The organism is Kiloniella sp. (assembly GCF_965205715.1).
Taxonomy (GTDB): Bacteria; Pseudomonadota; Alphaproteobacteria; order Kiloniellales; family Kiloniellaceae; genus Kiloniella.
In genome coordinates this window covers 433087-458450 of the sequence record NZ_CBDBHW010000013.1, presented here as the reverse complement: position 1 = coordinate 458450, position 25364 = coordinate 433087, and the positions used below count along the sequence as shown (strand labels likewise).

The 25364-nt window shown below is 45.1% G+C and carries 25 protein-coding genes and 1 tRNA gene; 9 read left to right on the top strand and 17 right to left on the bottom strand.

The window, feature by feature from the left end:
• Positions 1-34: 34 nt before the first annotated feature.
• The gene (locus ACOGW3_RS13415; protein ID WP_419903442.1) at positions 35-1465 is read right to left on the bottom strand and encodes an MFS transporter; all 1431 of its coding nucleotides are present in this window, start codon (positions 1463-1465) and stop codon (positions 35-37) included.
• A 252-nt stretch (positions 1466-1717) separates the two neighbouring features.
• Positions 1718-2356 carry a glutathione S-transferase family protein gene (locus tag ACOGW3_RS13410; protein ID WP_419903441.1) on the bottom strand — a complete coding sequence of 213 codons (639 nt, stop codon included), beginning with the start codon at positions 2354-2356 and terminating at the stop codon, positions 1718-1720.
• A gap of 253 nt (positions 2357-2609) precedes the next feature.
• Between ACOGW3_RS13410 and ACOGW3_RS13405 the strand changes: the two genes are divergently transcribed.
• Positions 2610-2909, top strand: coding sequence for a PilZ domain-containing protein (locus ACOGW3_RS13405; RefSeq protein WP_419903440.1), 300 nt, complete (start codon positions 2610-2612; stop codon positions 2907-2909).
• Between the two features lie 10 nt (positions 2910-2919).
• Here ACOGW3_RS13405 and ACOGW3_RS13400 read toward each other — a convergent pair whose 3' ends face one another.
• Both ACOGW3_RS13400 and ACOGW3_RS13395 read right to left on the bottom strand, forming a co-directional pair.
• Entirely contained in the window at positions 2920-3330 is a 411-nt protein-coding gene (locus tag ACOGW3_RS13400) for a hypothetical protein (RefSeq protein ID WP_419903439.1), read from the bottom strand.
• Positions 3331-3665: 335 nt separating this feature from the next.
• Positions 3666-4091 carry a hypothetical protein gene (locus ACOGW3_RS13395; protein ID WP_419903438.1) on the bottom strand — a complete coding sequence of 142 codons (426 nt, stop codon included), beginning with the start codon at positions 4089-4091 and terminating at the stop codon, positions 3666-3668.
• A gap of 265 nt (positions 4092-4356) precedes the next feature.
• Between ACOGW3_RS13395 and ACOGW3_RS13390 the strand changes: the two genes are divergently transcribed.
• The 4 genes from ACOGW3_RS13390 (at position 4357) to ACOGW3_RS13375 (ending at position 8906) form a co-directional block, all read left to right on the top strand.
• On the top strand, positions 4357-5163 hold the full coding sequence (locus tag ACOGW3_RS13390) for a dimethylarginine dimethylaminohydrolase family protein (RefSeq protein ID WP_419903437.1): 807 nt from the start codon (positions 4357-4359) through the stop codon (positions 5161-5163).
• A 32-nt stretch (positions 5164-5195) separates the two neighbouring features.
• Entirely contained in the window at positions 5196-5864 is a 669-nt protein-coding gene (locus tag ACOGW3_RS13385; protein WP_419903436.1) for an SOS response-associated peptidase, read from the top strand.
• A 27-nt stretch (positions 5865-5891) separates the two neighbouring features.
• Positions 5892-6818: an arginase family protein gene (locus tag ACOGW3_RS13380; protein WP_419903435.1), complete on the top strand. Its 927-nt coding sequence runs from the start codon at positions 5892-5894 to the stop codon at positions 6816-6818.
• Positions 6819-6992: 174 nt separating this feature from the next.
• Positions 6993-8906, top strand: a complete 1914-nt coding sequence (locus ACOGW3_RS13375; protein ID WP_419903434.1) for an MOSC N-terminal beta barrel domain-containing protein — start codon at positions 6993-6995, stop codon at positions 8904-8906.
• A gap of 77 nt (positions 8907-8983) precedes the next feature.
• On the opposite strand, the gene ACOGW3_RS13370 is transcribed toward ACOGW3_RS13375, so the two are convergent.
• The 5 genes from ACOGW3_RS13370 to ACOGW3_RS13350 all read right to left on the bottom strand — a co-directional run bounded on the left by ACOGW3_RS13370 (position 8984) and on the right by ACOGW3_RS13350 (position 14852).
• A complete protein-coding gene (locus tag ACOGW3_RS13370; protein ID WP_419903433.1) occupies positions 8984-10951 on the bottom strand; it encodes an acetoacetate--CoA ligase in 1968 nt (655 codons plus the stop codon).
• Positions 10952-11090: 139 nt separating this feature from the next.
• Positions 11091-12002 (bottom strand): LysR substrate-binding domain-containing protein, encoded by a 912-nt coding sequence (locus ACOGW3_RS13365; RefSeq protein WP_419903432.1) that lies wholly within the window; start codon positions 12000-12002, stop codon positions 11091-11093.
• 115 nt (positions 12003-12117) lie between these two features.
• The gene (locus tag ACOGW3_RS13360; RefSeq protein ID WP_419903431.1) at positions 12118-13326 is read right to left on the bottom strand and encodes a M24 family metallopeptidase; all 1209 of its coding nucleotides are present in this window, start codon (positions 13324-13326) and stop codon (positions 12118-12120) included.
• Between the two features lie 374 nt (positions 13327-13700).
• Positions 13701-14186 carry a hypothetical protein gene (locus tag ACOGW3_RS13355; RefSeq protein ID WP_419903430.1) on the bottom strand — a complete coding sequence of 162 codons (486 nt, stop codon included), beginning with the start codon at positions 14184-14186 and terminating at the stop codon, positions 13701-13703.
• 135 nt (positions 14187-14321) lie between these two features.
• The gene (locus tag ACOGW3_RS13350) at positions 14322-14852 is read right to left on the bottom strand and encodes a hypothetical protein (RefSeq protein WP_419903429.1); all 531 of its coding nucleotides are present in this window, start codon (positions 14850-14852) and stop codon (positions 14322-14324) included.
• Positions 14853-15347: 495 nt separating this feature from the next.
• On the opposite strand from ACOGW3_RS13350, the gene ACOGW3_RS13345 reads away from it, so the two are divergent.
• Positions 15348-15548, top strand: coding sequence for a hypothetical protein (locus ACOGW3_RS13345; protein ID WP_419903428.1), 201 nt, complete (start codon positions 15348-15350; stop codon positions 15546-15548).
• 259 nt (positions 15549-15807) lie between these two features.
• Entirely contained in the window at positions 15808-16467 is a 660-nt protein-coding gene (locus ACOGW3_RS13340) for a substrate-binding periplasmic protein (RefSeq protein ID WP_419903427.1), read from the top strand.
• Positions 16468-16542: 75 nt separating this feature from the next.
• Here the strand turns inward: ACOGW3_RS13340 and ACOGW3_RS13335 are convergent, their stop codons facing one another.
• Entirely contained in the window at positions 16543-16998 is a 456-nt protein-coding gene (locus ACOGW3_RS13335) for a CoA-binding protein (RefSeq protein WP_419903426.1), read from the bottom strand.
• 295 nt (positions 16999-17293) lie between these two features.
• Here ACOGW3_RS13335 and ACOGW3_RS13330 point away from each other — a divergent pair, with 295 nt between their 5' ends.
• Positions 17294-17527: a hypothetical protein gene (locus ACOGW3_RS13330; RefSeq protein WP_419903425.1), complete on the top strand. Its 234-nt coding sequence runs from the start codon at positions 17294-17296 to the stop codon at positions 17525-17527.
• A gap of 123 nt (positions 17528-17650) precedes the next feature.
• Here ACOGW3_RS13330 and ACOGW3_RS13325 read toward each other — a convergent pair whose 3' ends face one another.
• Entirely contained in the window at positions 17651-18268 is a 618-nt protein-coding gene (locus tag ACOGW3_RS13325; RefSeq protein WP_419903424.1) for a hypothetical protein, read from the bottom strand.
• Positions 18269-18481: 213 nt separating this feature from the next.
• Here ACOGW3_RS13325 and ACOGW3_RS13320 point away from each other — a divergent pair, with 213 nt between their 5' ends.
• A complete protein-coding gene (locus ACOGW3_RS13320) occupies positions 18482-19213 on the top strand; it encodes a hypothetical protein (protein ID WP_419903423.1) in 732 nt (243 codons plus the stop codon).
• Positions 19214-19229: 16 nt separating this feature from the next.
• On the opposite strand, the gene ACOGW3_RS13315 is transcribed toward ACOGW3_RS13320, so the two are convergent.
• From ACOGW3_RS13315 to ACOGW3_RS13290, 6 genes are all read right to left on the bottom strand, one after another.
• Positions 19230-19305, bottom strand: a tRNA-Thr gene (locus tag ACOGW3_RS13315).
• Between the two features lie 88 nt (positions 19306-19393).
• Entirely contained in the window at positions 19394-20830 is a 1437-nt protein-coding gene (locus ACOGW3_RS13310) for a heme biosynthesis protein HemY (protein WP_419903422.1), read from the bottom strand.
• Between the two features lies 1 nt (position 20831).
• Positions 20832-22502, bottom strand: coding sequence for a COG4223 family protein (locus tag ACOGW3_RS13305; RefSeq protein ID WP_419903421.1), 1671 nt, complete (start codon positions 22500-22502; stop codon positions 20832-20834).
• 81 nt (positions 22503-22583) lie between these two features.
• Entirely contained in the window at positions 22584-23300 is a 717-nt protein-coding gene (locus ACOGW3_RS13300) for a uroporphyrinogen-III synthase (RefSeq protein WP_419903420.1), read from the bottom strand.
• Between the two features lie 46 nt (positions 23301-23346).
• Positions 23347-24300 (bottom strand): hydroxymethylbilane synthase, encoded by a 954-nt coding sequence (gene hemC, locus ACOGW3_RS13295; protein WP_419903419.1) that lies wholly within the window; start codon positions 24298-24300, stop codon positions 23347-23349.
• A gap of 55 nt (positions 24301-24355) precedes the next feature.
• On the bottom strand, positions 24356-25219 hold the full coding sequence (locus tag ACOGW3_RS13290) for a hypothetical protein (protein ID WP_419903418.1): 864 nt from the start codon (positions 25217-25219) through the stop codon (positions 24356-24358).
• Positions 25220-25364 lie beyond the last annotated feature (145 nt).

Here is a 25364-nt window from a genome sequence, read left to right as displayed (position 1 = left end):
GAGATAGAATAGAGCCAGCCTCTGACTTCTTAAGCTAGTTTTTTGGCTCAGGCTCTTCGCCATCATCGCTCACTTCGTCCCCAAAAGCGGGACCATCTTCTAGCATTTCAGACGTTTGACTCTCTGCTGCGATCTCAATATCGCCCAAGTCCAACTCGGGGTGAGCCTGTACGAATGCCTGCTCGGCTTCGGCTTCTGCCTCGGCTTCAGCTTCGGCGATCACTTCTTCGTACCATTCCTCCCCTTCTGGGGTCATAGTCACCACCATGGTTGACGATTCAAGAGGAACACCAATGTAATCCCCCTGATCTTCGATTGGAACAGATTCACGGACAGTCATACGGTAAACACCAAAGACACCGATCATAAGCAGTGTCAGCGAAAGACTGTAGACAAATGAATTAGGCCCAAATTCGCCGATCAGAAATGAGCTTGCAATCGGGCCTATTACGGCCCCAACCCCGCCGATAACAATAAGCGCACTTGTTGCTGCTACAATCTCAGAAGCATCAAGACGGTCATTTGTGTGAGCAATAGCAAGTGAGTAGAGCGGCATGCAAAGCGCCCCGAATAACAATGAGCTTATCAGGAACATAGGCGTTGCTTCTGGACCTGAAAACAAGTTCAAGGAAAGTGCAACAACACCGGCAAGAAGAGAGACGACAATAAGAACAATACGTCGATCAAAGGCATCAGATGCCTTACCAATTGGGTATTGCAGAATAACACCCCCAATAGATACTGCCCCCATAAAGAGGGAGATATCTTTCGGGCTCATATTCAATTCTCCACCGTAAATGGATCCGATACCAAAGATCTGGGCTTGCGCAACACCAACGCCAAATGCGCAGACAAAACCTAAAGGAGATATACCATATACTCGCCTTAGGCTGACGGGTGACGGGCTCTCAAAGGCCGGAACTTGGGCCGCAGTTAAAGCTGTTGGGATTAAAGCAAGAGACACCACTACGGACATCAACACAAAAGGTGTAAAACTGCCTGGGTCGGAGATATTGATCATCAATTGACCAAGAGCCACACAGCCGTAAAGCACAATCATGTATATTGAGAGAAGCTGACCGCGAGTCTCGTTCGTCGCACTATCATTTAGCCAACTTTCGGCAACGATATATAACCCCGCAAAACAGAAACCTGTTATAAGCCGCATGGCCGCCCAGGCGTAGGGATCGATAAAAACAGCGTGAAGCAGAGCTGAAGCAGAAGAAAGCGAGGCCAAAGCTGCAAATACCCGAACGTGACCGACTCGCGACAATGCTTTTGGGGTAATAAATGATCCAACAAGATAACCCACAAAATAACAGGTCATCACGATACCTGTGGCCTCAGTCGAAAAGCCTTCTATGGAGGCACGCACACCAAGAACCGTACTTTGCAAGCCATTGCCAAGCATTAGAAAAGCGACGCCGAGTAACAGTGCCCATGAATTAGTTATAGCCGTCAGCATGATCTATATGTCCCTTGCCAGAGCGATCAATGGTTACCTATTTAAACCAAAAGAAGAGTATATGGAATAAGTTGTGAATAGCTTCTTATTTAACAGCGACTTTTCTTCAAACTACTGTAAGAAATAACGAATCAATCTAACCATTAAATATTATATTTATTTTCAATGACTTAAAAAGTGTTTGCAAAATTCAAGACGTCCAAAATTTCCCCTTGGGCGCCCTAAAAGTTCTAATCCCGTCACTATTCGCGATTAAACAAACGGTGCTTCGAGCCCCTCTTGCTCAAACGCAGCGAGAACAGAGGGACGTTTAGTCATGAGTTTTACATTCTTACTGATGTTCTTCATCTCGCTTGGCTTTTGAGTAAGGCCTCTCCCCCAGCGAGAGAGCATCAACACGTAAAAATCTAATAAAGACACAGCCTTACCCATCATGTAAGGCCCCTTCTTCCCGAGCTGCTCGTCAATGATGCGGAAATAATCGTTCAATCGGGCCTCTGCAGCAGCTTTAATCCCAGCAGCGTCTTCGACATCAGTGCTGTAGCGCTCTGAATAGAAATAAACCAAGAACTCGGTTTGAACCGTATTGGTTAGGAACATCAGCCATTGATAAAATTTTGCACGTTCTGGAGTTGCTACATCCGGCACCATCCGGCCCTCGGGGTGTCGATCAGCCAAGTGTAGGCAAATCGCAGCGGTTTCTGAAATAACCATTGCGCCATCTTCAAGAACGGGAATTCGCCCCGTTGGATTCAAGGCCAGATAATCAGCACTTTTATGTGCCTGATTATCACGATCAACATAAACCAACTCATAATCAGCACTTAATTCCTCCAATAACATATGGGGAGCAAGGTTCGCATTTCCGGGATAGTAGTGCAGTTTATACATGAGCTGGATTCCAGTCGTTAAATCGAGAGAACTAACAATTCTGATAATAAGATCATCCGGTCAAGCAAAATTGCTTGTTGAGAAACAAGTCCACTCGCCTAGTAATTTCATCAGGGGCAATCGAATTCAATTAAAAGAATCAAAATCATCAAAAACCTCAAACTGTAAGACTGAATGATGAGGAATCGAAAGGAATTGGTAAGAATTACACCCTAGAATCATACCCAAGTATGAAATGGTGCAAGCTTAATTTATGAATGAAAATCGACAATATAAACGATATGCAGCTGGTGACTGTGCTTCTCTAGGCCTTGATGGCTCCTGGCACCCTTGCTCTGTTCAAAATCTATCCAGTAATGGCTTGTTCCTTGAAACCTTCTGCCGTCCCCCTATCGGTACTGTCGTAGAACTTAATCTCAGCAGCTTAGGTCGATACTGCGGAACCGTTGTCAGGCATGCTTGGGATGGTGTCGGTGTACAATTTCGGGATGGGCATCCCCACGCAATCCCTGTCCATGATCACAGACAGGGCGCCCTGTTCAAAGATAATTAGGCTTATTACCTTAGGCAGCAGGCTTACGATTTTTCAATTTAAGTGCTGTAATCTTATAAATATCAAGCCCAGTTATGCTTGATATCTCCCGAAGAGAGAGCTCTGTTTCTCTTAAGAGTACAGCGGCATGGATTTTTGGCGGCATACCACGAGGCTTTTTACTTCTGACTTTTTTAGGACTTGCCAAACTTTTCTGTGGTTTATCATCTTTTGCCAATCCCCGTTCGTAGGCCGCTTTCAAAGCGGCTTCATGGCGGGCCTTTTCTTCACGAAGATGACCATCCATCAGATGGAGAGAATTAGCAAAAACGCGTTCAGTTGCTGACATGCTGTAGGACGCCGGCCGAGCTTTTTGTTTGGGCTCCTCTTTGGGACCACCTTCAGCAGCTTCTTCCAAAGTCATGTTGTGCTTTTTAGCCATACGTTTGGCCGCGGCTAGGGCATTATCCCTTTCCCCTTCATAGGGGCTTAGTGCCGCAACCTGTAACAGGTTGTGGAACCGAATACGTTCACCCTCTGTAAATCCTTCACTAATCGCCTTGTTTCCCTAATCTAGAGTCAGATCGCACATTCTAAGCAAAACTTGCTTTAAGAGCAGTAAAATAATTAATTTTTATTCTGAGATATTTCTTTATTTCGCTTCCAGGAACCCGGCTTTTTCCCCGGCATATCTCGTTTCCCCTCTAGTAAATTCAATAACAAAATAAAGGGGATAAAGAAGATCCACATAACGTAATAAACAAGGCGTGCCATAAGCTATAAGCTTCTCTGATTAACTTCGGCAGAACCATCACCTTGGCTCTCATCATCTGTTTCAACCGAGAATCGGCCCGCTGTTGTATCATGGGCAATGCCAGCATGTAAGGTAAGGAGGACAATGTCAGCATCGACACCATCTTCAAAAACCTTTGTCATCTCCAAACGCCGAAGCATTTCGTTGCTCAGTTCAGCCCCGTTTGCATCTTCAAAGTTTTCCGCACCCAAGAAGCAGTAGGTAAGAAAACAAGCCAAATCATGCAGGGTTTCCTCAGCATTGCTCTGTAATAAACCGCGCTCTTTCGCCAGGCCATAGAGAGTCAATTTAACAGCATCCGGTATGGATGAGCTGTAAGCACCAGATCTCTGCAGGCCATCATTGATCATATGAATTTCTTTTTTACGACCAAAAAAACCAAAGATCATCTTAGGGCCCTACATTATGCAAAAATTTAAGTTATTGGAAATAAAGATAGATCTAAAACCTGAGTAAATAACTCCCTGTTTCAAGGCCACCAATACGCCCACAAGTGCTCAGATATAAAGCATCGGCAAGAGAAAGAAAACTCCACATCTTCTTTAGAATATAAGTTTACAGAACAAAATCTGTAGTAATTTGATTGCCCCATTGCAAATGCGGCACTAGCCTACATACCAACACAGTATAATTTTTATGTTATCGGGGCTTCAAATGTCGAATACAGGTTTATCTCATCGCTTCACCAAAGCTATTGTCCGCCAGCCAAGTAAGAGCGTGGTTATGGGCCTGAGAGCGGACGACCGGGGTGAGCCAGATGCAAACCAATTTGCCAATGATCATAATAGCTATGTTACTGCCCTCGAAAACGCAGGCGTAACGGTCACCAGCTATCCAGCATTGGAAAATTTCCCTGATTCAGTATTTGTTGAAGATGCTGCTCTTTGTTTTCCCGAAGGTGCTGTAATTCTACGGCCTGGCGCACCGAGCAGGACCGGTGAAGCAGAGATAATGCATCAAGTACTCCTATCACACTTTGAAGATATCGAGCGCATTGGGGAAGATGAAGGCTATGTTGACGGCGGTGACATCCTCGTCACAGAAGATGCCGTACTTGTTGGCTTGTCAGAACGCACCAACCAGGCAGGTTTTGATGCCCTCAAGAAAAAAATCGCCAAATGGGGTTACGAAGCCAAAGCAATTAGCACTCCAGAAGGCGTACTTCACTTTAAAACTGATTGCGGCTTAATTGGCCCTAACGCCATTCTGGCAACCTATCGCTTATCAAATGCCGAGTGCTTTTCCGGCATGAAGGTGATCGAAGTTCCCCAAGGTGAAGAAACGGCAGCCAACGCGATCTGTGTAAATGACACAGTCCTACTATCAGCAGGCTTCCCAAAAACAGAAGAGCTACTTAGAAATGAGGGATACCAAGTCACCTTGATCCCCACACAGCAAGCAGCCCTGGTTGATGGTGGCCCTTCGTGCATGTCCCTACGCTTTAATCCAGTCACGGATTAATGCTTTAATACGCGCAACAGAAACTAAACTACATGTGTGGACGCTTCGCCTTAACAACACCTATCGCAGAATTGAGCGATCTTATGGGTTTTCCGGAGCGTCCAAACCTTGAAGAACGCTATAATATCTGCCCAACCCAACCTGTTGCAGTGGTTATCCTCGGTGCCAAGGGAAAGAAACATTTTACCCTTCATCGTTGGGGCTTGATTCCGAATTGGGTGAAAGAGCCCAACCTCAATAACCCCATGCACAATGCCAGAAGTGAAACGGTAAATGAAAAGCCCTCCTTCAAGGGCCCTTTTCGCGGGCGTCGCTGCCTCATTCCTGCAAATGGGTTCTATGAATGGCAGGCAGGACGCCAGGGCAGACAAGGCTTTTATATTTCCAAACCTGACAATGCACCGTTTGCCTTTGCCGGTATCTGGGATGACTGGCTTGGGGCTGATGGCAGTGAAATGCAATCTTGTGCCATTTTGACCACGGATGCCGGGCATGACATTTGTCATATCCACCATCGCATGCCGGTTATCCTGTCAAAAAATAACTATGATAATTGGCTTTATAAGGGCGGACATGATCTTTTACAGCCCCTTCCAATTAACAGTCTAAAAGCCACAGCTGTATCTTCTTTTGTCAATAATGCGAGAAACGAAGGCCCAGCCTGCCTGGAACCACAAGCGCAACAAACCGATCTCTTCTAAAGTGCCCCTATTCGAGTGAGACAATAAATGCCCGATAAAGCCCCTTCAATTTCTCGTAAATCGAACAACTTCATGGGCATAAAAGATTATTGCGATAAGGGAAACAGCCAGGCTGTTATCATGGGTCTCCCGTTTGACTGTGGCACTGATCCTGTCCGGATAGGTGCGCGCCATGGGCCAGAATCAATTCGGAAACAATCACAGATCCTGGATCCTTATATTTTTGGGTTTTCTGATATCAATCCGATTGAGAAATTGAATCTCACAGACTTTGGCGATATCGACCTAACGGCTGGAAAATTAGACGATGCCTTCTCTAAGATTGAACAGGCAATCGATTACGTTCTGAGCCAAGAGGCTATTCCCATCACCTTTGGCGGGGATGGAATGGTTAGCTTGCCACAAATGCGTGCTATGGCGAAACACCATGAAGACCTTGTTGTATTACACTTTGATGCCCACAGCGATGCCTATCCAATCCGTGAAGATCTATACAATACCGCCACGACCTTTACCTGCGCCGCCCACGAAAAGCTGGTAGATACCCGATACTCCTATCACATTGGCTGCAGGGGGCCAGCATCACAACCCGCATTGGCAGAATTCGCCGGACAACTCGGTTATCGTGTCATTTCCATGGATCAGCTTTTTGATGAAGGACCAGAACAGATAATCCGTGAGATCAAGGACAAGCTTGGCAATCGACCCGTTTATCTCTGCTGGGATATGGATTTTTTTGACGCCTCATGCGTTCCAGGAGTCTGTGAGCCAACCTGGGGTGGCCCAAACGCGCGGGAAGGGTTGTCTATATTGAAGAGTTTATCCGGGCTAAACATTGTTGGTGTCGACATTAATACCGTCTGTCCACCACATGATCACACCAATATGTCTGCCCATCTCGCCGCAAATGTCGCCCTCCTTGCTCTGCACCTGATTGCCCAAGAAAAAAAGTAAGCGGCAAGCCCCCGACGATTCCCAGACAAAACACCCCTTCTTATTCAGATCAAAATAATCAGAACCTGGTTACAGGATGAAATTACGATTTCTTCAATCCTGCCTGTTCACCAAAGTTAAAATCGTTATCCTTTGCCTCTTGATATTCATCAATTTCCTTTAAAAGGCCTCCAAATGTCAAAAGCAGTTGTAAGTGATCTTCTCATATACCCGATAAAATCAACTGCGGGACTTTCGATGCAACAAGCATCCATCCTGACTTCTGGTCTTGCAGGGGATCGACGCTACTTAATAACCAAGCCTGACGGTACATTCGTGACCGGTCGTACCCACCCAAAAATCACAGCTATTACGTGCCGATATCGGGGACAATTAATCACACTTTCTCATGAGGATGTCGCCGATTTAACTCTTAGCCCCTCTGACTTTCAAGATCAGTACCTCGATACCTGCGTATGGGGTACAGATATGATTGGCCAGGAATGCGGGCAAATCGCAGATGGCTGGATTAGTGAGCTGCTTGGTGAGCCCCTAAAGCTGTTATATTTTGGTGATCGCTCGGAGAGGTTTGTCAAACAGCACCCGGAGAATGATGTCAGCTTTGCCGATGGCTTTCCTCTTTTATTGATTGGTGACAGCTCATTAGTTGAATTAAATAGACGCCTTCTTGCGCCCGTCTCGATGGCAAATTTCCGGCCCAACATTACCATATCTGGTACCTACCCTTTCCAAGAAGACGCGTGGTCTCAAATCCGTATCGGAGACGTCAAGTTTGAGCTGCCAGCCCCTTGTGCACGTTGTGTCTTCACCACGGTTGATCCCCACGCTCATGTCGCTGACAAAGTAATTGAGCCCTTGAAAACATTGACTAAGTTCAGGAAAGAAGAAGACAGTAACAATGTCATGTTTGGCGAAAACATGATCCCCATTGATACTGGAATCATAAGGGTAGGCGATCCCGTAGAGGTCCTCAAAACCAAGAGTAAACCCGTCTACATTGATAATTGGCAGCCTGAGACTGGTCGTCTTGCCAAGCACCTCACCCCTAAAGCTGCGGGCTCCTTTGGCGACAGCACTGTCCTATTGCGCTGCGTTCAGGTCATTGACGAAACACCTGACGTCAAGACCTTTAAGTTTACCGCCGATCCAGTTCAACGTTTCGACTATAAACCCGGACAGTTTTTAACCCTCTATGTGCCGATTAATGGCAGCATTGCTAGCCGCTGCTATACAATATCGTCAAGCCCATCCCGCCCTGATACTCTAACCATCACTGTTAAGCGGGTTGAAGGTGGCACCGTATCAAACTGGCTGCACAATCATATAAGGGCCGGCTCAAGTCTTGAAGCCAGTGGGCCCTCTGGTGCTTTCCATTTAAAGGAAGAACAGAAAAGCAAACTGCTATTCATTTCAGGCGGATCCGGGATCACGCCTATGCTTTCTATGGTTCGATTTATGGCAGACGTTGGACTAAACCGTGACATCTGTTTCCATCATTCTGCCCAGACGCCTTCTGATTTGATTGCCTGGCAAGAGCTCAGCCTTTTGGCGCGACAGCTCCCAGGCCTCAAACTTTCATACAACACTTCGAAGGCCTCACCCGACTCAGATACGACAGGGCAAGGATACAAAGGTAGAATCTCACCCGAGCTTTTAGATAATATCTGTCCAGATCTTGTCGAAAGAGATGTGTTTGTCTGTGGTCCCGATGGCTTTATGCGTTCGACCCAAGAACTATTGTTAAATCTGGGCCTTCCAGAAGACAGCTATAACCAAGAGAGTTTTTCTATCGCCCCCCTACCTATACCAGACGATATGTCGGGGGCATCTTATAATATACACTTTTCAAAATCAGGTATTTCTACTGAAATTCGTGGCAACCAGACCGTACTTGATGCTGCTGAAGCCGCTGGGGTCGAGGTATCCTATAGCTGTCGTGCAGGTCTTTGTGGTACTTGCAAAAGTGGCATCAAAAAGGGTGACGTTCAGGCTCCAAACGCGATGGGCCTGTCAGAGGGCGATAGTGCAGAAGGTCATTTTCTTCCCTGTTGCAGTTATGCCAAGTCGGATATTGAAGTCGAATTATAACTAAGAAACCGGCCTATTCTTTCAAAATTTAGTTCCGAAAGAATAGGCTTTCAATTCTCTACTACTTTTAAGGCGTCTTAGTCTTCCTGAAGAGAGGGAATATTGCGATAGAGATCTAAAGCTTCCGGGTTTGCCAAGGCTTCTTTATTACCGACTTCGCGTCCATTGATAATATCGCGAACCGCAAGTTCAGTAATTTTGCCAGAACGGGTTCTTGGTATATCCGTTACCGCAACCACTTTTGCCGGCACATGGCGTGGCGTGCAGCCTGTACGTACCCGGGTTTTGATTTTTTTGGTTAATTCGTCGTTCAATCCTTCAACGCCATCTTGAAGAATGACACAAAGCACCACCCGAACATCCCCATCCCAGTTCTGACCAACGACGATAGCTTCACGGATTTCATCAAGTGTTTCCACCTGACGATAAATCTCGGCTGTACCGATACGAACACCGCCGGGATTAAGGGTCGCATCTGAGCGACCATGAATGATTAAACCACCATTCTCCGTGACTTCCAGAAAATCACCATGGGTCCAAATGTTATCAAAACGTGCAAAATAAGCCTTATGATAACGCGCCCCGTCATCATCGCCCCAAAAGCACAAAGGCATCGATGGGAAGGGCTCAGTACAAACTAGCTCTCCACGGTCATTAGAGACAGGCTTGCCCGTATCATCAAATGCTGAAACCGCACAACCGAGTGCAGGGGTTTGGATTTCACCACGGAATACGGGACCAACCGGATTCCCCAGCATGAAACACCCGAGAATATCTGTACCGCCAGCAATAGATGCAAGTTGCACATCTTTTTTCACGTGCTCATATACAAAGTCAAAACCCTCCGGCAACAGAGGAGATCCCGTAGAGTAAATCGCTCTCAAATGGGGAAGCTTGTAGTTCTCAATTGGACTCTCGCCCGCTTTTTTGAGGGTATCCAAATACTTCGGTGACGTCCCAAAGTGAGTTGCTTTTTCCTGTTCCGCCAGATCAAAAAGAATAGTTGGACTGCCAGCAAAAGGAGAGCCGTCATAACAAATCAGGGTGGCGCCACAAGCAAGCCCCGCAGCGAACCAGTTCCACATCATCCAGCCACAGGTGGTGAAATAAAACAGGCGATCTTCCTCTTTAAGGTCGCCATGAAATTTGTGTTCAACCACCTGTTTCATCAAGGCACCACCAACACGGTGGACAATGCACTTAGGCGCGCCCGTGGTCCCGGAAGAGAACATAATATAGAGCGGATGATCAAAACCCTGGCGGGCGTACTCAATATCCTTAGCTTCGTAGGGCGCAACAAAATCGCGCATATCAACGGCCTTACTGATTCCCCCTAGATCCAGGGCTTCACCCGACCAGGATATTACGACCACCTTTTCAATCGAAGTAATTTCCTCGGCAACCTCACGAACCTTACTCAGAACATCATGGTTTTTAAGATTATAGTCGTAACTATCAGGCGCAATTAGAACCTTCGGGGCGATATGACCAAATCGATCTAGGATCCCCTGGGTTCCAAAATCCGGAGAGGCCGAAGACCAAACAGCACCAATTGCCGTCGTTGCAAGCATGGCCACGATGGCTTCTGGCATATTAGGCATAAGTCCGGCAACACGATCACCAGGCTCAACACCCTGTGCTTTTAAGGCTTGGGATAATCGCGACACCTCATTGTAGAGGTCATCACGTGTCAAAGCGCGTTGGCGTCCCTTCTCTCCCCAAAAGACAATTGCTTCTTGATCTCCGCGATAACGCAGAAGGTTTTCCGCAAAATTTATCTTTGCCTCAGAAAACCACTTACTGGCCTTAATGTCGGTATCATTACGCGTATAGACATGGCCACCTTTGTGACCTGATATTTCAAAGTAATCCCAGGCAGCAGACCAAAAATCGGCTATATTTTCTACTGACCACTTATGCAGAGAAGCAAAGTCACTTACGGAAGCTCTGCCTTGTGTCTCTAACCAGGTCATAAAATCCGTGACAACCGCATTCTTCACACGGTCTTCACTTGGTATCCATTGAGGTTTTGCCACAGAATTCATGTTGTCTATCGCTCCCAGATATTTTTTTATTTTGTCGCCAACTTTAATCTCTCAGACATTTATGCTGCACTGCACACCAGCCGTCAAGTCACGCGACAAAAATGCCCATAAACCGGAACATTGATATTAATTTTCGCACCTAATTTTCGAGGTGCAGCTCATCCATTGAAGCCGTGATGTAATTGACCAGGCGAAGTCCTGCCTCACTCAAACTACCCTGACGGTAGAACAAACCAACCTCAACATCTGCCAAACCTGGATATCCACTTTCAGAAGTCAGGGCTTTTAGACTGTCTGGCACGGTTTTTTCGGACAGTACGGTTAAACCCAATCCCGCTTTAACCGCCGCCTCGATTCCAGATTGGCTCGGGCTGCTATAAGCCACGCGCCACTTCTTACCTGCCCGGTTCAAGGCATTTACGGTCCGTTGGCGGTAGAGACAGCCTTGCGGATAGACAATCAGCGGCAAGGTTTCTTCTTGGAGGATTTGATCATCACCGTTGCTGACCCACGCCAATCGATCAGACCAGGCTTTTGCCAACGAAGGGGATTTCTCATCTCCACATAGGGCAATAACGACATCATATTCACTTTTATCTATCCCCTGAATCAAATCCCGACTGATTCCGCAATTGACTTCAAGGGTTATGCCTTCATGAGCACTGGTAAATCCCCCCAAAATAGTGGGGAGCAATGAAACTGCAAAATCATTGGGTAGGCCCACGCGAACCACACCACCTACTTTTGGAGATTTTAGCCGGGATATCGCTTCATCATTCAATGCCAACATTTGTCGCGCATAATCTCTAAGAATTTCGCCCTCTTCTGTTAGAATTATTTTTCCGCCAGAACGATTTAACAAGGACACCTCTAAAAGATCTTCCAGCCTTTTGAGTTGAAGACTAATCGCAGGTTGTGATCGACCCAACACATCAGCAGCACGTGTGATGCTTCCGAGGTCATGCACCGTAGAGAAAGTCCGTAACAAATCAGTTTGTATGTTAATCATAAGGCCAAAGGACTCTTTGTCTGTCGTATTATCCGTTCCCATTATGCACAGGCCTATCCTTATGAGGAAATAGTCAAATCAAAGATAAAGCCCGACACTGATAGAACCAATGCCGGGCTTCCTATAATTCAAAATCTAGGATCAGAACCTAGTTTGTTTAGTTTTGGATGATGTTGTGTTCCGGCCCATAAGGGAACTTCGTGATGTTCTCGGCTCCATCTTCACCAACAACAAGGATATCGTGCTCCCGGTAACCCCCGGCTCCTGGATTACCTTCTTCAACCATAATCATTGGTTCCATGGAAACCACCATACCCGGCTCCAGAACGGTCTCGACATCTTCACGTAGTTCGAGGCCAGCTTCACGACCATAATAGTGGCTTAGAGTACCAAAGGAATGCCCGTACCCAAAGGTACGATATTGCAGCATGTCATGCTTTTTGAAGATCTCGTTGAGCTCCAAAGCAATATCACAGCAGCGCACACCTGGCTTGATCAGTTTTAGGCCTGCTTCGTGCACTTCTACATTCGCTTGCCAATAACGCATATGAGCATCAGATACGTGACCTGCAAACAAGGTGCGTTCCAACGCCGTGTAATAACCAGCAATCATTGGGAAGCAATTCAGGCTGAGAATATCCCCTGCTTCAATCTTTTTACTCGTTACAGGGTTATGAGCTCCATCTGTATTGAGCCCGGATTGGAACCAGGTCCAAGTATCCATCAACTCACCGTGAGGAAAGGTATTTGCGATATGGCGGATCATGGCTTGAGTGGAATGAAGCGCAACTTCATGCTCAGGCACCCCAACAGCAATGGCCTCTGCACAGGCTGCGCCACCAATATCAGCAGTGGCAGCACCATGTTTGATAATTTCAATTTCTTCAGCTGATTTAATCATCCGCATGCGCATGGTCGGCGCGGCAATATCGACACACTCTGGCATCCCAAGGGCTTGCGACATCTTTTCTTTATTATCAAGATTGATGTGATCGAACTCAAGGCCAACGCGACGAAGATTAACGCCTACCAGTTCCTGCTGAATGGCGTAGAAATAGCTGTCTTTTTGCCAATCAGTATAGATAACGTTGTCATCAAAGCTCCGGCGCCATGGCTGACCGCCATCGATATTAGCAGTAACAGACACATGTTTGTCTTGAGTAATAACAAGGCCGTAAGGGCGACCAAAAGCACAATACACAAAGTCGTTGAAATAATTGACGTTGTGATAGGACGTTAAAACAACAGCATCAATATCTTTTTCAGCCATATATTTGCGTAATTTCGCTATCCGGGCAGCCATTTCCTGTCGAGAAAATGTACCTTGGACTTTTTCGCCATTTCTGATGCGCAGGGTGCGTTCCATCACTTGCTCCACTAAAAATTTGGGTAATTCCTATCCCAGTAATAACAAGATAACGGACATAAGGATAATTTATAATATGAATTACAATATTTATATTATTTATAAAATGAATACGAGGGAAAAACAATGCGAGGACTCCCTTCGGGGGAAGGCAGCCCTCGCGACGCTGAGCCACCTTCTATTAAGGGAAAAGAAAACGGCTCAGACGTAAATTAATTACCCCTAACGACCCAAATTAGGAGCGGATCAAAAGGCGTAATTTTTAATTACAAGTATCCGTAAAGCCTAGTTTTGAACCTAAATCAACATGATTTAATTGCCATAAATTTGTATAAATTTTTAACTATATCAAATAGATACAGTATAGTTGAATTCTATACATTCAAGAAATGAAGACAATGACTTACATTTTCTCCATCTTCGCCCATGGGTAAATCAATGGCATTAATTGGAACCATTTGTTGCTCTGAATTAGCTACAAACCCTTGCGTTCTTCCAATACAGGGACCTTGGCTAATTTCTTCAAAGTAGGCATAAGCTCCCCCCTTCCATTTAACACCTATCGAGGCACAGAGAAGTTTGTTGGTTAAATCTTGATCGAGTAACCTGACTAATTCAGATCCATAAACTCTGAACCTAAAATCATTTTCTTCTTTTTCTGATACAGAAATTCTACTGTGAATCCCCAAAAAATCGTCGTATTTAAAATCGCTCCAGGCGGGCAATAAGTGTCCTCTTTTTTTCGTTTCCCAAAGATGAACAATCCCTTCGAACCCCTCCAAAGCTGGTAATGCCTTTAGAGAGTAACAATGCCTATCCAGATTATGTTGTGAAAAAGTACGAATACCCTCAGTCTGCAAAATACTGGCCTTAAAATGAATAATTATCGTTCATGATACTCATCAAAAATTAATAATTTCTTCTATCTATGGTTTAAAATTTAAAATACTTTCACAGCTATATAAAGCGATAATGCAGATTTCCCGATTCATAATTCATTTCTGTATGTGTATTTCTTTTAAATTCCAGATCCAGTCTGATGTACCCGTGTCTTCATAGTCTGGCATCAAAACAGAACAAGGGAGTAACAAACGGGTCGGCCCCTTTTTATCAATGGAAATTTCCTGCTTCTTATGACGAGTAGCGATAAAGGAACAGCTGCTCTGCCATATTTTCTTTTCCAAATCGATGACATACCCGTCTATGGCAACAAGCCGAACTGTCTTGGCTTCAGTTACACCCACCAACGCCATAATATCTTTTAGCAAAACACCCTGGTATTTTCCGTCTTCGCCCTTCCATATCGGAGGCATCTTAATTTCGTACAAAGTAATTTTCTCGAGATCTGAGAGCCGAAATTTTGTCCTCTTCTCACCATCGATAACCAGTAAAATTCTGTTATTGCTGGTAGATTCTTCGATATTTCCCTCAAATATTTCTACGGAAAGTCCTTGAGCCTGAACCATGGTAGAAAACCCAACGATCCCGACACAAAATAAAAGCCGTACGAAAAAAGTGAAGCTCATTTGCAGTACTCTCTGAACATTAAAACCTTACTAAAAATCATACATTTCACTGCTTAAAAAATGCCTAAAAGAAATTAATGGAAAAAATAATTACCCGCCTCAAACTTATCTTATTTTAGAATACCTTAAGTTCGAATCGATTGCGATAAATCTTGCTCTTAATTATTCCAGAGAAATTAAGAATCTCATCGCAACATTCAATTTTCAATTTCTGTCGATTATTGTTTAACTATTTGATATATATAAATTTATCAACACTTAGATTAAAAATGGATGAACACTTTTGCAACAAACAATATGATAATATTACGGATGAAAATCAGCGATATTTAACAAAAAAATAACGGATCATTGATTACTATAACGCTCTTACAAAAACACAAAAACCACGGTCTAAAAATATGAAGAGAAATTGAACCATTTCTGATTCATATAAGGTACTAAGTAACGCTGATAACGGCGCTTAACTGATAAGATTCGTGAAAGGTTTATACCTTGGACTCTGCGTCAAAAGAAATGATCGAAGAAGCTTATTTCGAAACTGTTACAGAAGCCTTGGCCCGAAATGAATCCCTCCTTACGGCCCATAAAGAAGGTGTGACAGCTGCAGCGATGCTCTTGGCAGCGATTACAGGTCTTGATGATGAAGACGCAAAAAAAGAAGTCATCGCCCTAGAGTTAAGACCTCAGGAATAATCCTGAAACTCTTATCGTAATAACTATTTTTTGACTTCAGACTCATACAGAAACCCAAATCCAGTAATAAAATTAAGACCATAAACCGGTTAACCCTTTATGGATCTTACTGATTTATAATGAATGATCGAAAAAGCGAAATTCTCTATCATAATTGGAGAGTTCCATGTGTTGGCGCAGGCTTCTTTCTCTATGCGGTTCTGTCATTTACCTGGGGATAATTCGCCTCATATACATCTCTTTGTTTTTATCCATTTTCATGACCAACCCAACATTTGCTGCAGATAAGAAACTCATACTCGCAGCAGAGAAAAACAGCGCATTGGTAAAAAAAGCAAAGCCACTTATCGATTGCGCCCTAAAGAGAATGAACCAAGCTTATCAAATTTTAGAAACACCTTGGAAACGTGCGCAAATCTGGACTGAACAAGGAAGATTTGATGGGTTCTTTATGGCATCGCAAAACAAAAACCGTGACAGCTATGCGACTTTTTCCCATCCTTTATTATTCATCGAATGGCTATATGTCCTCCGCAAGGATACGCTAATTCAGCCAAAAGACCCTGAATTCAGTGAGCTTACTTTTGCTGCCAACATTGGCAGTGCTCGATTAACCTGGCTTACCACCAGATTTAAGAACAAAAAAATCAAATACCCTGCCCAAGGGACCTCTGATCCTGCAAAAACTTTGCAAATGCTGTTGAAAGGGAGATACGACGTTGCCTTGGAAAATAGTGCAAACTGGGTGTCAGTGTTGACTAATGCTGGTTTAGATCAATCAGAGTTCCAAACCTACACGGCGCTCACCAAACCCTTGGCTGTATATTTCAGTAATATCTTCTTGAAAGCGAACCCAGATTTTCTAGGCGAATACAACAATAGTATGAAAGAATGCATTTCAAACAAAACGTTGAAATAAATAGTCGTTTGACTAATGAGAACCGGCAAATATTAAAAAGCCCAAGAAGGAAGCCATAGCTTTAGACTTAAGACCTCACGAAGAAATAAACCGCCCCTCCCAGGACGGGCGAGATATTTCGATTAAGGGACACCTGTTCATCACGACCTGTAAACCTGCGGCCTCGGCTAGTTTCGCAGCTTCTTCATTCCAAACATCAAGCTGCATCCACACCACCTTGGCCCCAATCTCAATTGCGTCTTTGGTAACCTGTAAAGCTGCCTCGGACGAGCGAAAAATATCAACCATATCAACGCTTCTCCCTAGATCCTCGCGAAGAGATAACAACGATGGATAACAAGTTCGCCCATGAATTTCATGACCGTCCTGCCCAGGATTTACGGGGAACATTTCATACCCCTCGTCAAGCAATGCCTTAAAGACATAATTGCTAGGTCTTTCTGGCTTTGGGCTCGCCCCAACAAGCGCAATTGAGCTCACATCCATTAAGATATCCCTGAGATATTCTTCAGGATAGTTACCGTTGTTCATCGACGATGGTCCCGTGATCTAGGCTTTAATTAAAATATCTTGGAATGTTTTTCCCTGCACCGCCAGTATTTTTCATAGGTCATGTCAAATGAGTTCGGCAACATGGTTCATGTTTATGCGAGGAAGTATTGAAACCTGAAACATTTCCCTTAGCAACTACGCAGAGCTGATACACAAAAATCCTCCCGTTAAGTCTGACGAACAACAGCTGATTTGCCTAAGAGAATAAATATGTCATTAACTTCAATAATATAGAGTTTACTCAAGAGGCTCGAACAAAGTGAAAGTGCTAATCATGAAATCCGTCAAAATCATCCGCTTTATATTCGGCATTTCTGAATTCGGCGGAGTTTTTATGTTCTTCCAAGTAGCCGCGGTGATTTTCACCGAACTTTTAATCGCCCCCCTCATTTCATATCATTCTTCGACCCAATCCATAGGCTTTGGTTTGGGATGTGTACTCACCATCATCTATTACAGAGTTAAAAAGAACATCTGGGAATTTATTACACAAAAAGAACCGCACTAGATAATTCATACAACGGATCTCAGAAAACTTTGCACGCCCTGAGTACAGACCCAATACAACTATTTACAAAAATACATAGAGATGAGGCCGATAATAATGAAAATGGTATTTCCTGATACCAAATTAGTTATACCCGTCTTTTGATTTCTCACGGCACATACCACATATCCCGTGTGATATCCTGACTTGAGAGCTCCCCCCTTTAGCATAATAAGTTTCAGCTTCAGTCCAATTATCCGCGGTTATATTACTATCTCTGACACGCTCGCAAAAACTACACATTCTCAATAAGGGCAGGGTTCGTTGCTTGGCGAGATAGTTCTCAATTGCTTTGAAATCAAAAAGATCGATCGGTGGGCGCATCTCTTCATCTAAGGTAATTGATTGAAATATAAATCCGGTAATAATTTCATCATCCTTTATGCTGGCAATCGAAAGGCGCATATTTCGCTTTCGATCAGGGCTGTCACAGCGATAGGGCATGATCCATTCCGATTGCTCTCCCCCCTTTAATTCATCCAGCACTTGATGAATTTCTTTGCGGACATCGTCTCCAGAAATAAAGTCGAAAATGCTTTTATTTATAACGTATTCGGCAGTCAAATCTTTGGCCGAGTTATCATCCGCGAAACTATTCCAACGACGCGTACCAACATGTAGGATGTTACCCTCAAGATCTAAAACGTAACAAAGGCCCTCAAATACTTCGAGAATTTCATTCGCAAGCTCTTTAGGTTTCATTGCGCTACTCCTAGTTATCATGAAAAGGAATTTTGCTAAATTTCAATCATTGATTTAATTATGTAACTATTCGGCTGTATAGCAAATCTTATGTTTATCGAATATTATTGGCTAAAAAATGGTAATACGCTCGGCTCGATCTTTAACGGGCACACGGTATGCTTAAACTCTTAAGGGTTGTGATTTCTCACCTCATTTAAAACAGGAAACAAGATGGTTAATAAGTTTTTGGGTTACGTACTCTTGGGAACTTTTCCAATTATTACCCTACTGATGATCCTAACTGTTATCTTACAGATTGAGAATGAGACAACGGTTGATATTGGGGATTGGCTCGCCTTTAGCGGTGGTATCATTGGTGCAATCCTCGCCGTTGGAGGAGTTTATTGGGCAACCCAAAAACAAACTAGAAAAGCTCAAGAAGCTTTAGAGTTCGAACAAAGAAAACATCATCTCGAAGAAAGTAAAAACTCGGAAATCTCAGCGCTTATAATCACCGTTTCTCTGGACGAGTATCAAAGACGTTTAAGTGAATTCAGAACATCCATTCAGTCATTATCAATACTATTGGCAGAGGGAGAACAAGCTTTGGACACGCCCCAAAAGCTTGGAAAAATCGGGCGTGATATCAAAGCCAGATTTAACAATAGAAGCCATATAAACATCTACGATCTAGCCAAATACATCGCGGACATCCCAGCTGAAATTAAAAGTGAAATCCTGGAAACCATTAACAACGAGAGAACTCTCTACCAAAAAATAAATCTGGTTTTCATGGGTTGCGATATCACTGTTAACACAAAGGATGAACAGCTCGACAGCCTGAAAATGCTGGCAATTCACACCAGCTCCGCCGAAAAATTCATCAAAACAAACAGTGATAAAAACAATGAAATTTTAGGTAAGCTGCAAAACTTGATTAACGTCGAAAACAATCCGGAATAGTCTTATTCCTGATCTATGGTGCCCCAAAGCAGATTTGAACCGCTGACCCCTTCATTACGAATGAAGTGCTCTACCAGCTGAGCTATTGGGGCACACATAAAAATACCATAGATATTTTACCAGATCTAACGCTTAGGCTTTCGTTTAGCGCGTATCTGGAACAACCTAGAGAACGATCTCTTAAGCTCCGACATCCCTTGCAGCACCTTCAATAGCTGTCGGCTGAGCAATAATAACCTCGTGGTCACCTTTATGTTCCAAAACCACTGGAGGGCTTGAAGTTTGCTTTTGGCTATTAATTTCCAGGGCCTTTTCTTCACGGAGTACCGTTGGACGCTTCCAACTCAGAGTATCGAAAGATCCACAATCGCCACAGTGTGCCTGCCAACTATCGGCAATGGCTCCGCATGATCCACAAACCCAATTGTGAGCAATCAAGGCAGTTTCAGATTTTTCAAACCATTCAGCAGCGGCACGGGTATCCCCGTGTTCTTCGGTTTCAAGGCGTCCCATCAGACGACAAACAAGACGGCTTGGACCACTTTCTTCGGAAGCGAGCTTTAAGTGCCGACGCGCTTCTCCCCACAATTTGGCTGATAAATTAGCTTCGGCAAGGGCAATGTGACTTTCGTAATGATCGGAATTTTTAGAGACCATCTGTCCCAAGCGTTTCACACGCTCAACAGCTGTTTCCGCTGGCCAAAGAGCAACATAGGCACGGGCCAAATCGCGATGGGGCTGTTTGGTCCAGGCTTTCCGAAGTGCTTTTTCGGCGTCCTTTGTTTTTCCCAACCGTCCGTATGTCCCCGCCAGAAAGGTAACCGCAGGCACAAGATCCGGCGCGAGTTTATAAGCTTCTTTAGCATGAGTAAGGGCTTCTTGTTCCTGTCCCTTGTCTCCCGCGCTCAAGGCTTGCTCCAGCTTGACAACGGCACGTTTACGGCCGGCATCTGCATTGCTCAACACTTTTGTTTTCGCCCCTTCCCTCAGAGCCTGATCCGCAGAAACAAAATCCCCCGTCGCTTCTGAGAGCTCGAACAAGCTTTCCAGAACCCAGGGGGTTTTCGGGCTCAAGACATGGGCTTGTCTGGCCAGGTCGAGTGCGACTTTAAGATCGCCACGACGTTGTGCCTGCATCAACAGTCCCCGCAACCCAAGAAACTTGGTTTCCTTACTTTCCAGCATGGCCGTAAAATAATTGGTGGCAGCCTCTTCATTGCCCTGAAGCTGGGCGGCCTGAGCCGACAGCAACATGGTAAGGGGAGGTTCATCAGAAAGGAGCGTCTCTGCCTTACGTGCCATAGCCATTGCCGTCTGCGCTTCCCCTGCCGCGACAGCGACCATGCCATGGGTCAGGGCTTTATAACCGCGCTTTTTACGGTTATCTGCCCGTGCCTGTCCAAAAAGAGCTGGCGCATTGATCATGCTTCGCCAAAAGCGGTAGAGAAATGCGGCCGATGCTGCAAGAGCCACAGCCCCGAGAAAGAGAACACCAACCGTGGTTTCCAGCCGATAACCGATCCAATCGACAGCGACAGTTCCAGGACGATTGGCAATCCAGATAACGATTGTCAGTATCAGGGCAAGTTTGATGAAATAAATAAGAGCACGTTTCATATTATTGCACTCCTCCCACGCCACTACCCTGTTCGGTCACACCGATCAAAAGCAAAGCAAGCTTGCCACTAATCCGCTCTCCATCCTGACGCTGCTTGGCTAGAACCAACCAGTTATCCATGCCACTTGTTGCTGCACTTGTAAGATTTTCAAGCTCACGCAAAGCTCCAGAGAGGTCACCTTCGGCAAGATAGTTTTCGGCTCTGGCTAGAACACTTGAGGTCCCCATTCCGTCCAGGATATCAATCGGACGAATGGAAATCACATCACTTACGCGCCCAATCGCCTTATCTACCCAGGTTTGTCCCCCAGCAATTTTATCCGCAGTAATCGCGTTTCTGGCTGCAGCAGGAAAGTCAGCACGTAGTTCGGTTAGACTAGGAAGACCCGCAGCTGCAAATGATGAGAGCGGGGTGATGAGATCTTGAACGGTACCGTTTGCAGGGGCGACGGCACGAACAAGGTCTAGCTCCTTGATGAAAGGACCGGATCCACGTAGAGCATCACGTAATTGCAACACCCCCAGAGCAAGGTACACATCACCGGTTGCAGGGCTTGAACGAACACTTTGCCCGCCTTTAAGATTGTCAATTTGAGACGTCAGTGATGACAACTGAGATTTCAAGGCATCAAGCTGCTGAACCGAAGCGCTGTTTGCAGAAGAAACATTTGAACTGGATATCGAACCAGCACCGGAAGAGCTCACAGATGCGATAGACTTCTCCAACTTTTCAACTCGATCCTGGGTTTTACCCATCTCGCCGCGAAGGGCATCCATCAGGCCTTTATCAACATCTCCCGCCGTAACAACCACACCACCACTGGTTAGGTCGTTAAGCTGGCGGTCCAACTCTGACTGATCTAGCTTTAGGGTGCGAACCTCTTCAGACAGGGACAAGAAACGGTTCTCATCAACACCCTGATTTTGGTTATCAAAGGCGTGTTGTTCGAGACCAATAATCCTCTCTTCCAGATTCGCTGTGGAAGACTTAGATGTATCGCCGCCGAGGGATGGAATATTTTCGACAAGCGGAAGCCAATGTCCGCGAAAAAAAACAATTCCCGCAACAGCAAGAGTACAAAATCCCATGCCATATAAGAAACTGTTCAAGCCGCCGCCTTTACGAACAGTTACAATTTGAGGATCTGGTATCTGGGAGGGATCTATATCTGGCTCTTCTGCCTTATCATCCTTCGTTGCCGTTTTATCTACAGAAGCCTTATTCCCAGAAGAGGGCACCGAACTTTTCCCCCCAGAAAACGAAGACTTGGACCCGACGCTAGCTTCAGATGAAGAATCGGAAGCTTTTTTATTATCTGTCTTGTTATCCGCGCCGTCTTGCTCAGAAGCCTCCCCCTGCAGGAGATCACTTTCACGTACACGATTAACATCCAAGACAAGGTTGGCTTTTGCAGCAGCCTGGAGAATGTCTTCGTGGCGCGCAGCGGGAATAGAATCGCGTTCTTTCCAACCCTGCACCGTACTTACGGCTATCCCAAGTTTATTGGCCAGTGGGCGCAGGCCACCAAAGGCGGTAATAATCTCGCTCGTCGGGCTTTCTGCTGTCGATTTTTCCGACGCAGCCCCGGAAAATTTCTTATCTTTATCAGAGAGTTGCCCTGATATTTTGCCTTCAGATTTTTTTGATTTGTCGCCCTGTTTATTGGCCATTCTTAACCTCAGTCGTCCAGAAATCTAATTTAAAGAAAACTATGCGCCAGAGTTAAGGGAAAATCTAGTACGTACGTACACTTATTTGTAAGTTGCTATTAACTTTAACAAAGACTGCCGCGTCGGTTGCTCAGAAACAGCGATTTCCAACCCAGTAATTTGCTCAAGATACTTGGCGACAGCAGGGCTCAAACAGTAGGCTTTACAGCTCTTCAGTTTTCGCTCCAATTCTGCCTGTTTTAACAGCCTTGAAAATATTTTGGATGACCGGGGAGAAAAAAAGCTTATCTCATTTATTTCATTAGATTTTATTTGGCTTATAACGTCTGCACTTAACTGCTCAATTGCCTTTGCTTCATAAAGAATTTCCCGTTGATAGGAAAACCCTCCCGCCTCAAGAATACCCCCGAGATCACCGGCTAATTTTGAAGCTGCCGGATGAAGTAAAGTCCCCCCATTGGGACTTAAATCAGAAATCACACGTTCAGCTAGGTCGGATACATCTCCATTTGCTGAAACCACCTGTTCGAATCCAGCTTGTCGGGCAGCTTGAGCAGAAGAATCGCCGACGCAATAGATTGGGATCTTTAAATTATTCGTCTTATGGCAAAGCGCACGTACACCATTTGCAGAGGTAATCAAAATTGCCTGTACGTTTGAAAAATTAAGCGCTTTACCTTCGAAAAATTCAATATCGAACACAGGAGAGAGCAGGATTTCTCTCCCCATGTCCTTAAGCTCAGAGACAAAAGGCTCCTGATCTACGGCTGGCCGGGTAACGAGATGCCTTTTTACCATGATCCCTGGGCTTTCCTGACTTCTAAATTACCCTAAGCTCTGATGATTATTCTGACTGTTGTGCTTCGAGTGTTTTAAAGAACTCTTCACCGGCCTGTTCCTTTAGTTCACGACCTGCAGAACGCCCCATTTCCTCTGCCTCAGATATTGGGCCTCGACGTTCAGTGGTAAAGATCTCACTACCATCTGTCGCAGCAAGCATGGTACGCAGATGCATTTCATCTCCGTTTATTTCTGCAAGGGCCGCAATTGGTGTACGGCAAGACCCGTCCAGTTCAGCGAGACAGGCACGTTCAGCTGAAATACGCTGCATGGTAGGCTCATGATGGATAGCATCTACATAAGAACGAACACGAGTGTCACCAATACGGACTTCCAGACCAACCGCTCCTTGAGCTGGTGCAGGTAACATCTCTTCTGTAGAAAGCGCCGAAGTAATCAATTCAGACTGACCAAGACGGTTCAAACCTGCAACGGCGAGAAGAGTGGCATCAACCTGTCCTTCTTCGAGCTTGCGAAGCCGGGTCTGCACTGATCCGCGAAAGGTAATCACTTCAAGATCGGGACGCTTAGCTTTAATTTGGGCCTGCCGGCGCAATGAAGCCGAGCCAACAACAGCCCCCTTAGGAAGATCCGCCAGTGTTTTCCCATTATTCGAGAAAAGCGCATCTCTTGGATCTTCGCGTTCCAAAACTGTTGAGATCTCCAATCCGTCAGGCAACCATGTCGGTACATCTTTCATGGAGTGTACTGCGATATCGATACTGCTATCTTGAAGACCGTCTTCGATTTCTTTGGTAAAAAGGCCTTTCCCACCAATTGCTGATAGGGCGCGATCTTGAATCATGTCCCCAGTGGTCTTGATCACAACAATTTCGATCGCACTGTCTGACCCCAGATCGGCATGGGCTTCTCCCAATAAGCGCTTTACTTCGTAAGCCTGAGCAAGAGCAAGCGGGCTACCGCGGGTACCAAGTCGGAGGATAGGGTGATCAGTCATCAATAACAGCCATTATATTAAAAATTTTGGGGTCAATCCCGTTTTCAGCGACACCTTAACCGTTCAAGATGATTCCGACAATTCCTACGGCGAGAAGAAGCGACGCGACCAAGCGACGCAGAACGGCCCCTTCTCTTAAATATAGGCCTCCGATCAGAACCGATATTGGAATTGAAGCCTGACGAACAGTGGCGACAGCCGCAACATCTGCCCCTTCACTATAGACATAAAGAATAAGATAATAAGAGCTGTAACAAATAGCCGCGATCATCAAATAGTGTAGGGGTCTCGTGATAATGGCCTTAAGGCTTCGCACCCCTGTATTATCCCGGTCGATGATCCAATAGAGCAGGCAGTAGCTCGGAAAACATAACACATTTACCCAAAAATTTAGTACCGGAGGTTCCACCAACTGCATCGCTGTCGCATCTGCAAGCGTATATATTCCCGTGCCACAAAGTGCGAGAAAGGCAAACCCAAGAGTTACTGGATCATCCAACAAACGTCGCCCGCGTCTGTACTGTAAAGCAAATGCCCCGGCTAAAACTATGATAACAAACAAGATAACCAGTAAATCGTATGACTGCCCAAGGACAAGAAAGTTAAATGAAATAACAATTATGGGCGTAGAGCGTACGATGGGATAATAGGCCGATAGATCCCCGCGTCTTAAAACAATAACCAGGCCGGTGCCGTAACACATCTGCCCGATCCAGGAGAACAGAACACTATCCCAGACCAATAAAGCACCACCAAAATCATAATCAGCAAGTAGAATGTGTGTGAAGGAAATAAGGATCATACCAACTGTCAGGGCCAGGAAGGCTACCCGTTGATCATCATCCTTCTTAATAAGTGTATTCCACAAAGGATGAAGGCAGGCAGATAAGATTACCAGTACAGCAATGGTTATTCCCAATTCGTCCCCCAACAATATATCAACTGGCTCAATCAGTATGAATGAGAGCCTGATTTAATATAACTGTAACAATGCATTGTTGTTATGACGCAGGAACCGGTTAACTCCTAATAAATTCGATAGATCCACTTCAAATTTGTACAGT

What these genes read in the sequence shown, in the direction of transcription:
- ACOGW3_RS13405 (WP_419903440.1), top strand. Translation starts at nt 2,610, where the DNA reads ATGAATGAAAATCGACAATATAAACGATATGCAGCTGGTGACTGTGCT.
- ACOGW3_RS13300 (WP_419903420.1), bottom strand. Translation starts at nt 23,300, where the DNA reads ATGGTAAAAAGGCATCTCGTTACCCGGCCAGCCGTAGATCAGGAGCCT.
- ACOGW3_RS13310 (WP_419903422.1), bottom strand. Translation starts at nt 20,830, where the DNA reads ATGAAACGTGCTCTTATTTATTTCATCAAACTTGCCCTGATACTGACA.
- ACOGW3_RS13350 (WP_419903429.1), bottom strand. Translation starts at nt 14,852, where the DNA reads ATGAGCTTCACTTTTTTCGTACGGCTTTTATTTTGTGTCGGGATCGTT.
- ACOGW3_RS13335 (WP_419903426.1), bottom strand. Translation starts at nt 16,998, where the DNA reads ATGAACAACGGTAACTATCCTGAAGAATATCTCAGGGATATCTTAATG.
- ACOGW3_RS13320 (WP_419903423.1), top strand. Translation starts at nt 18,482, where the DNA reads ATGGTTAATAAGTTTTTGGGTTACGTACTCTTGGGAACTTTTCCAATT.
- ACOGW3_RS13375 (WP_419903434.1), top strand. Translation starts at nt 6,993, where the DNA reads ATGTCAAAAGCAGTTGTAAGTGATCTTCTCATATACCCGATAAAATCA.
- ACOGW3_RS13305 (WP_419903421.1), bottom strand. Translation starts at nt 22,502, where the DNA reads ATGGCCAATAAACAGGGCGACAAATCAAAAAAATCTGAAGGCAAAATA.
- hemC (WP_419903419.1), bottom strand. Translation starts at nt 24,300, where the DNA reads ATGACTGATCACCCTATCCTCCGACTTGGTACCCGCGGTAGCCCGCTT.
- ACOGW3_RS13370 (WP_419903433.1), bottom strand. Translation starts at nt 10,951, where the DNA reads ATGAATTCTGTGGCAAAACCTCAATGGATACCAAGTGAAGACCGTGTG.
- ACOGW3_RS13330 (WP_419903425.1), top strand. Translation starts at nt 17,294, where the DNA reads ATGAAATCCGTCAAAATCATCCGCTTTATATTCGGCATTTCTGAATTC.
- ACOGW3_RS13360 (WP_419903431.1), bottom strand. Translation starts at nt 13,326, where the DNA reads ATGGAACGCACCCTGCGCATCAGAAATGGCGAAAAAGTCCAAGGTACA.
- ACOGW3_RS13410 (WP_419903441.1), bottom strand. Translation starts at nt 2,356, where the DNA reads ATGTATAAACTGCACTACTATCCCGGAAATGCGAACCTTGCTCCCCAT.
- ACOGW3_RS13415 (WP_419903442.1), bottom strand. Translation starts at nt 1,465, where the DNA reads ATGCTGACGGCTATAACTAATTCATGGGCACTGTTACTCGGCGTCGCT.
- ACOGW3_RS13380 (WP_419903435.1), top strand. Translation starts at nt 5,892, where the DNA reads ATGCCCGATAAAGCCCCTTCAATTTCTCGTAAATCGAACAACTTCATG.
- ACOGW3_RS13340 (WP_419903427.1), top strand. Translation starts at nt 15,808, where the DNA reads ATGACCAACCCAACATTTGCTGCAGATAAGAAACTCATACTCGCAGCA.
- ACOGW3_RS13385 (WP_419903436.1), top strand. Translation starts at nt 5,196, where the DNA reads ATGTGTGGACGCTTCGCCTTAACAACACCTATCGCAGAATTGAGCGAT.
- ACOGW3_RS13395 (WP_419903438.1), bottom strand. Translation starts at nt 4,091, where the DNA reads ATGATCTTTGGTTTTTTTGGTCGTAAAAAAGAAATTCATATGATCAAT.
- ACOGW3_RS13325 (WP_419903424.1), bottom strand. Translation starts at nt 18,268, where the DNA reads ATGAAACCTAAAGAGCTTGCGAATGAAATTCTCGAAGTATTTGAGGGC.
- ACOGW3_RS13390 (WP_419903437.1), top strand. Translation starts at nt 4,357, where the DNA reads ATGTCGAATACAGGTTTATCTCATCGCTTCACCAAAGCTATTGTCCGC.
- ACOGW3_RS13400 (WP_419903439.1), bottom strand. Translation starts at nt 3,330, where the DNA reads ATGGCTAAAAAGCACAACATGACTTTGGAAGAAGCTGCTGAAGGTGGT.
- ACOGW3_RS13365 (WP_419903432.1), bottom strand. Translation starts at nt 12,002, where the DNA reads ATGGGAACGGATAATACGACAGACAAAGAGTCCTTTGGCCTTATGATT.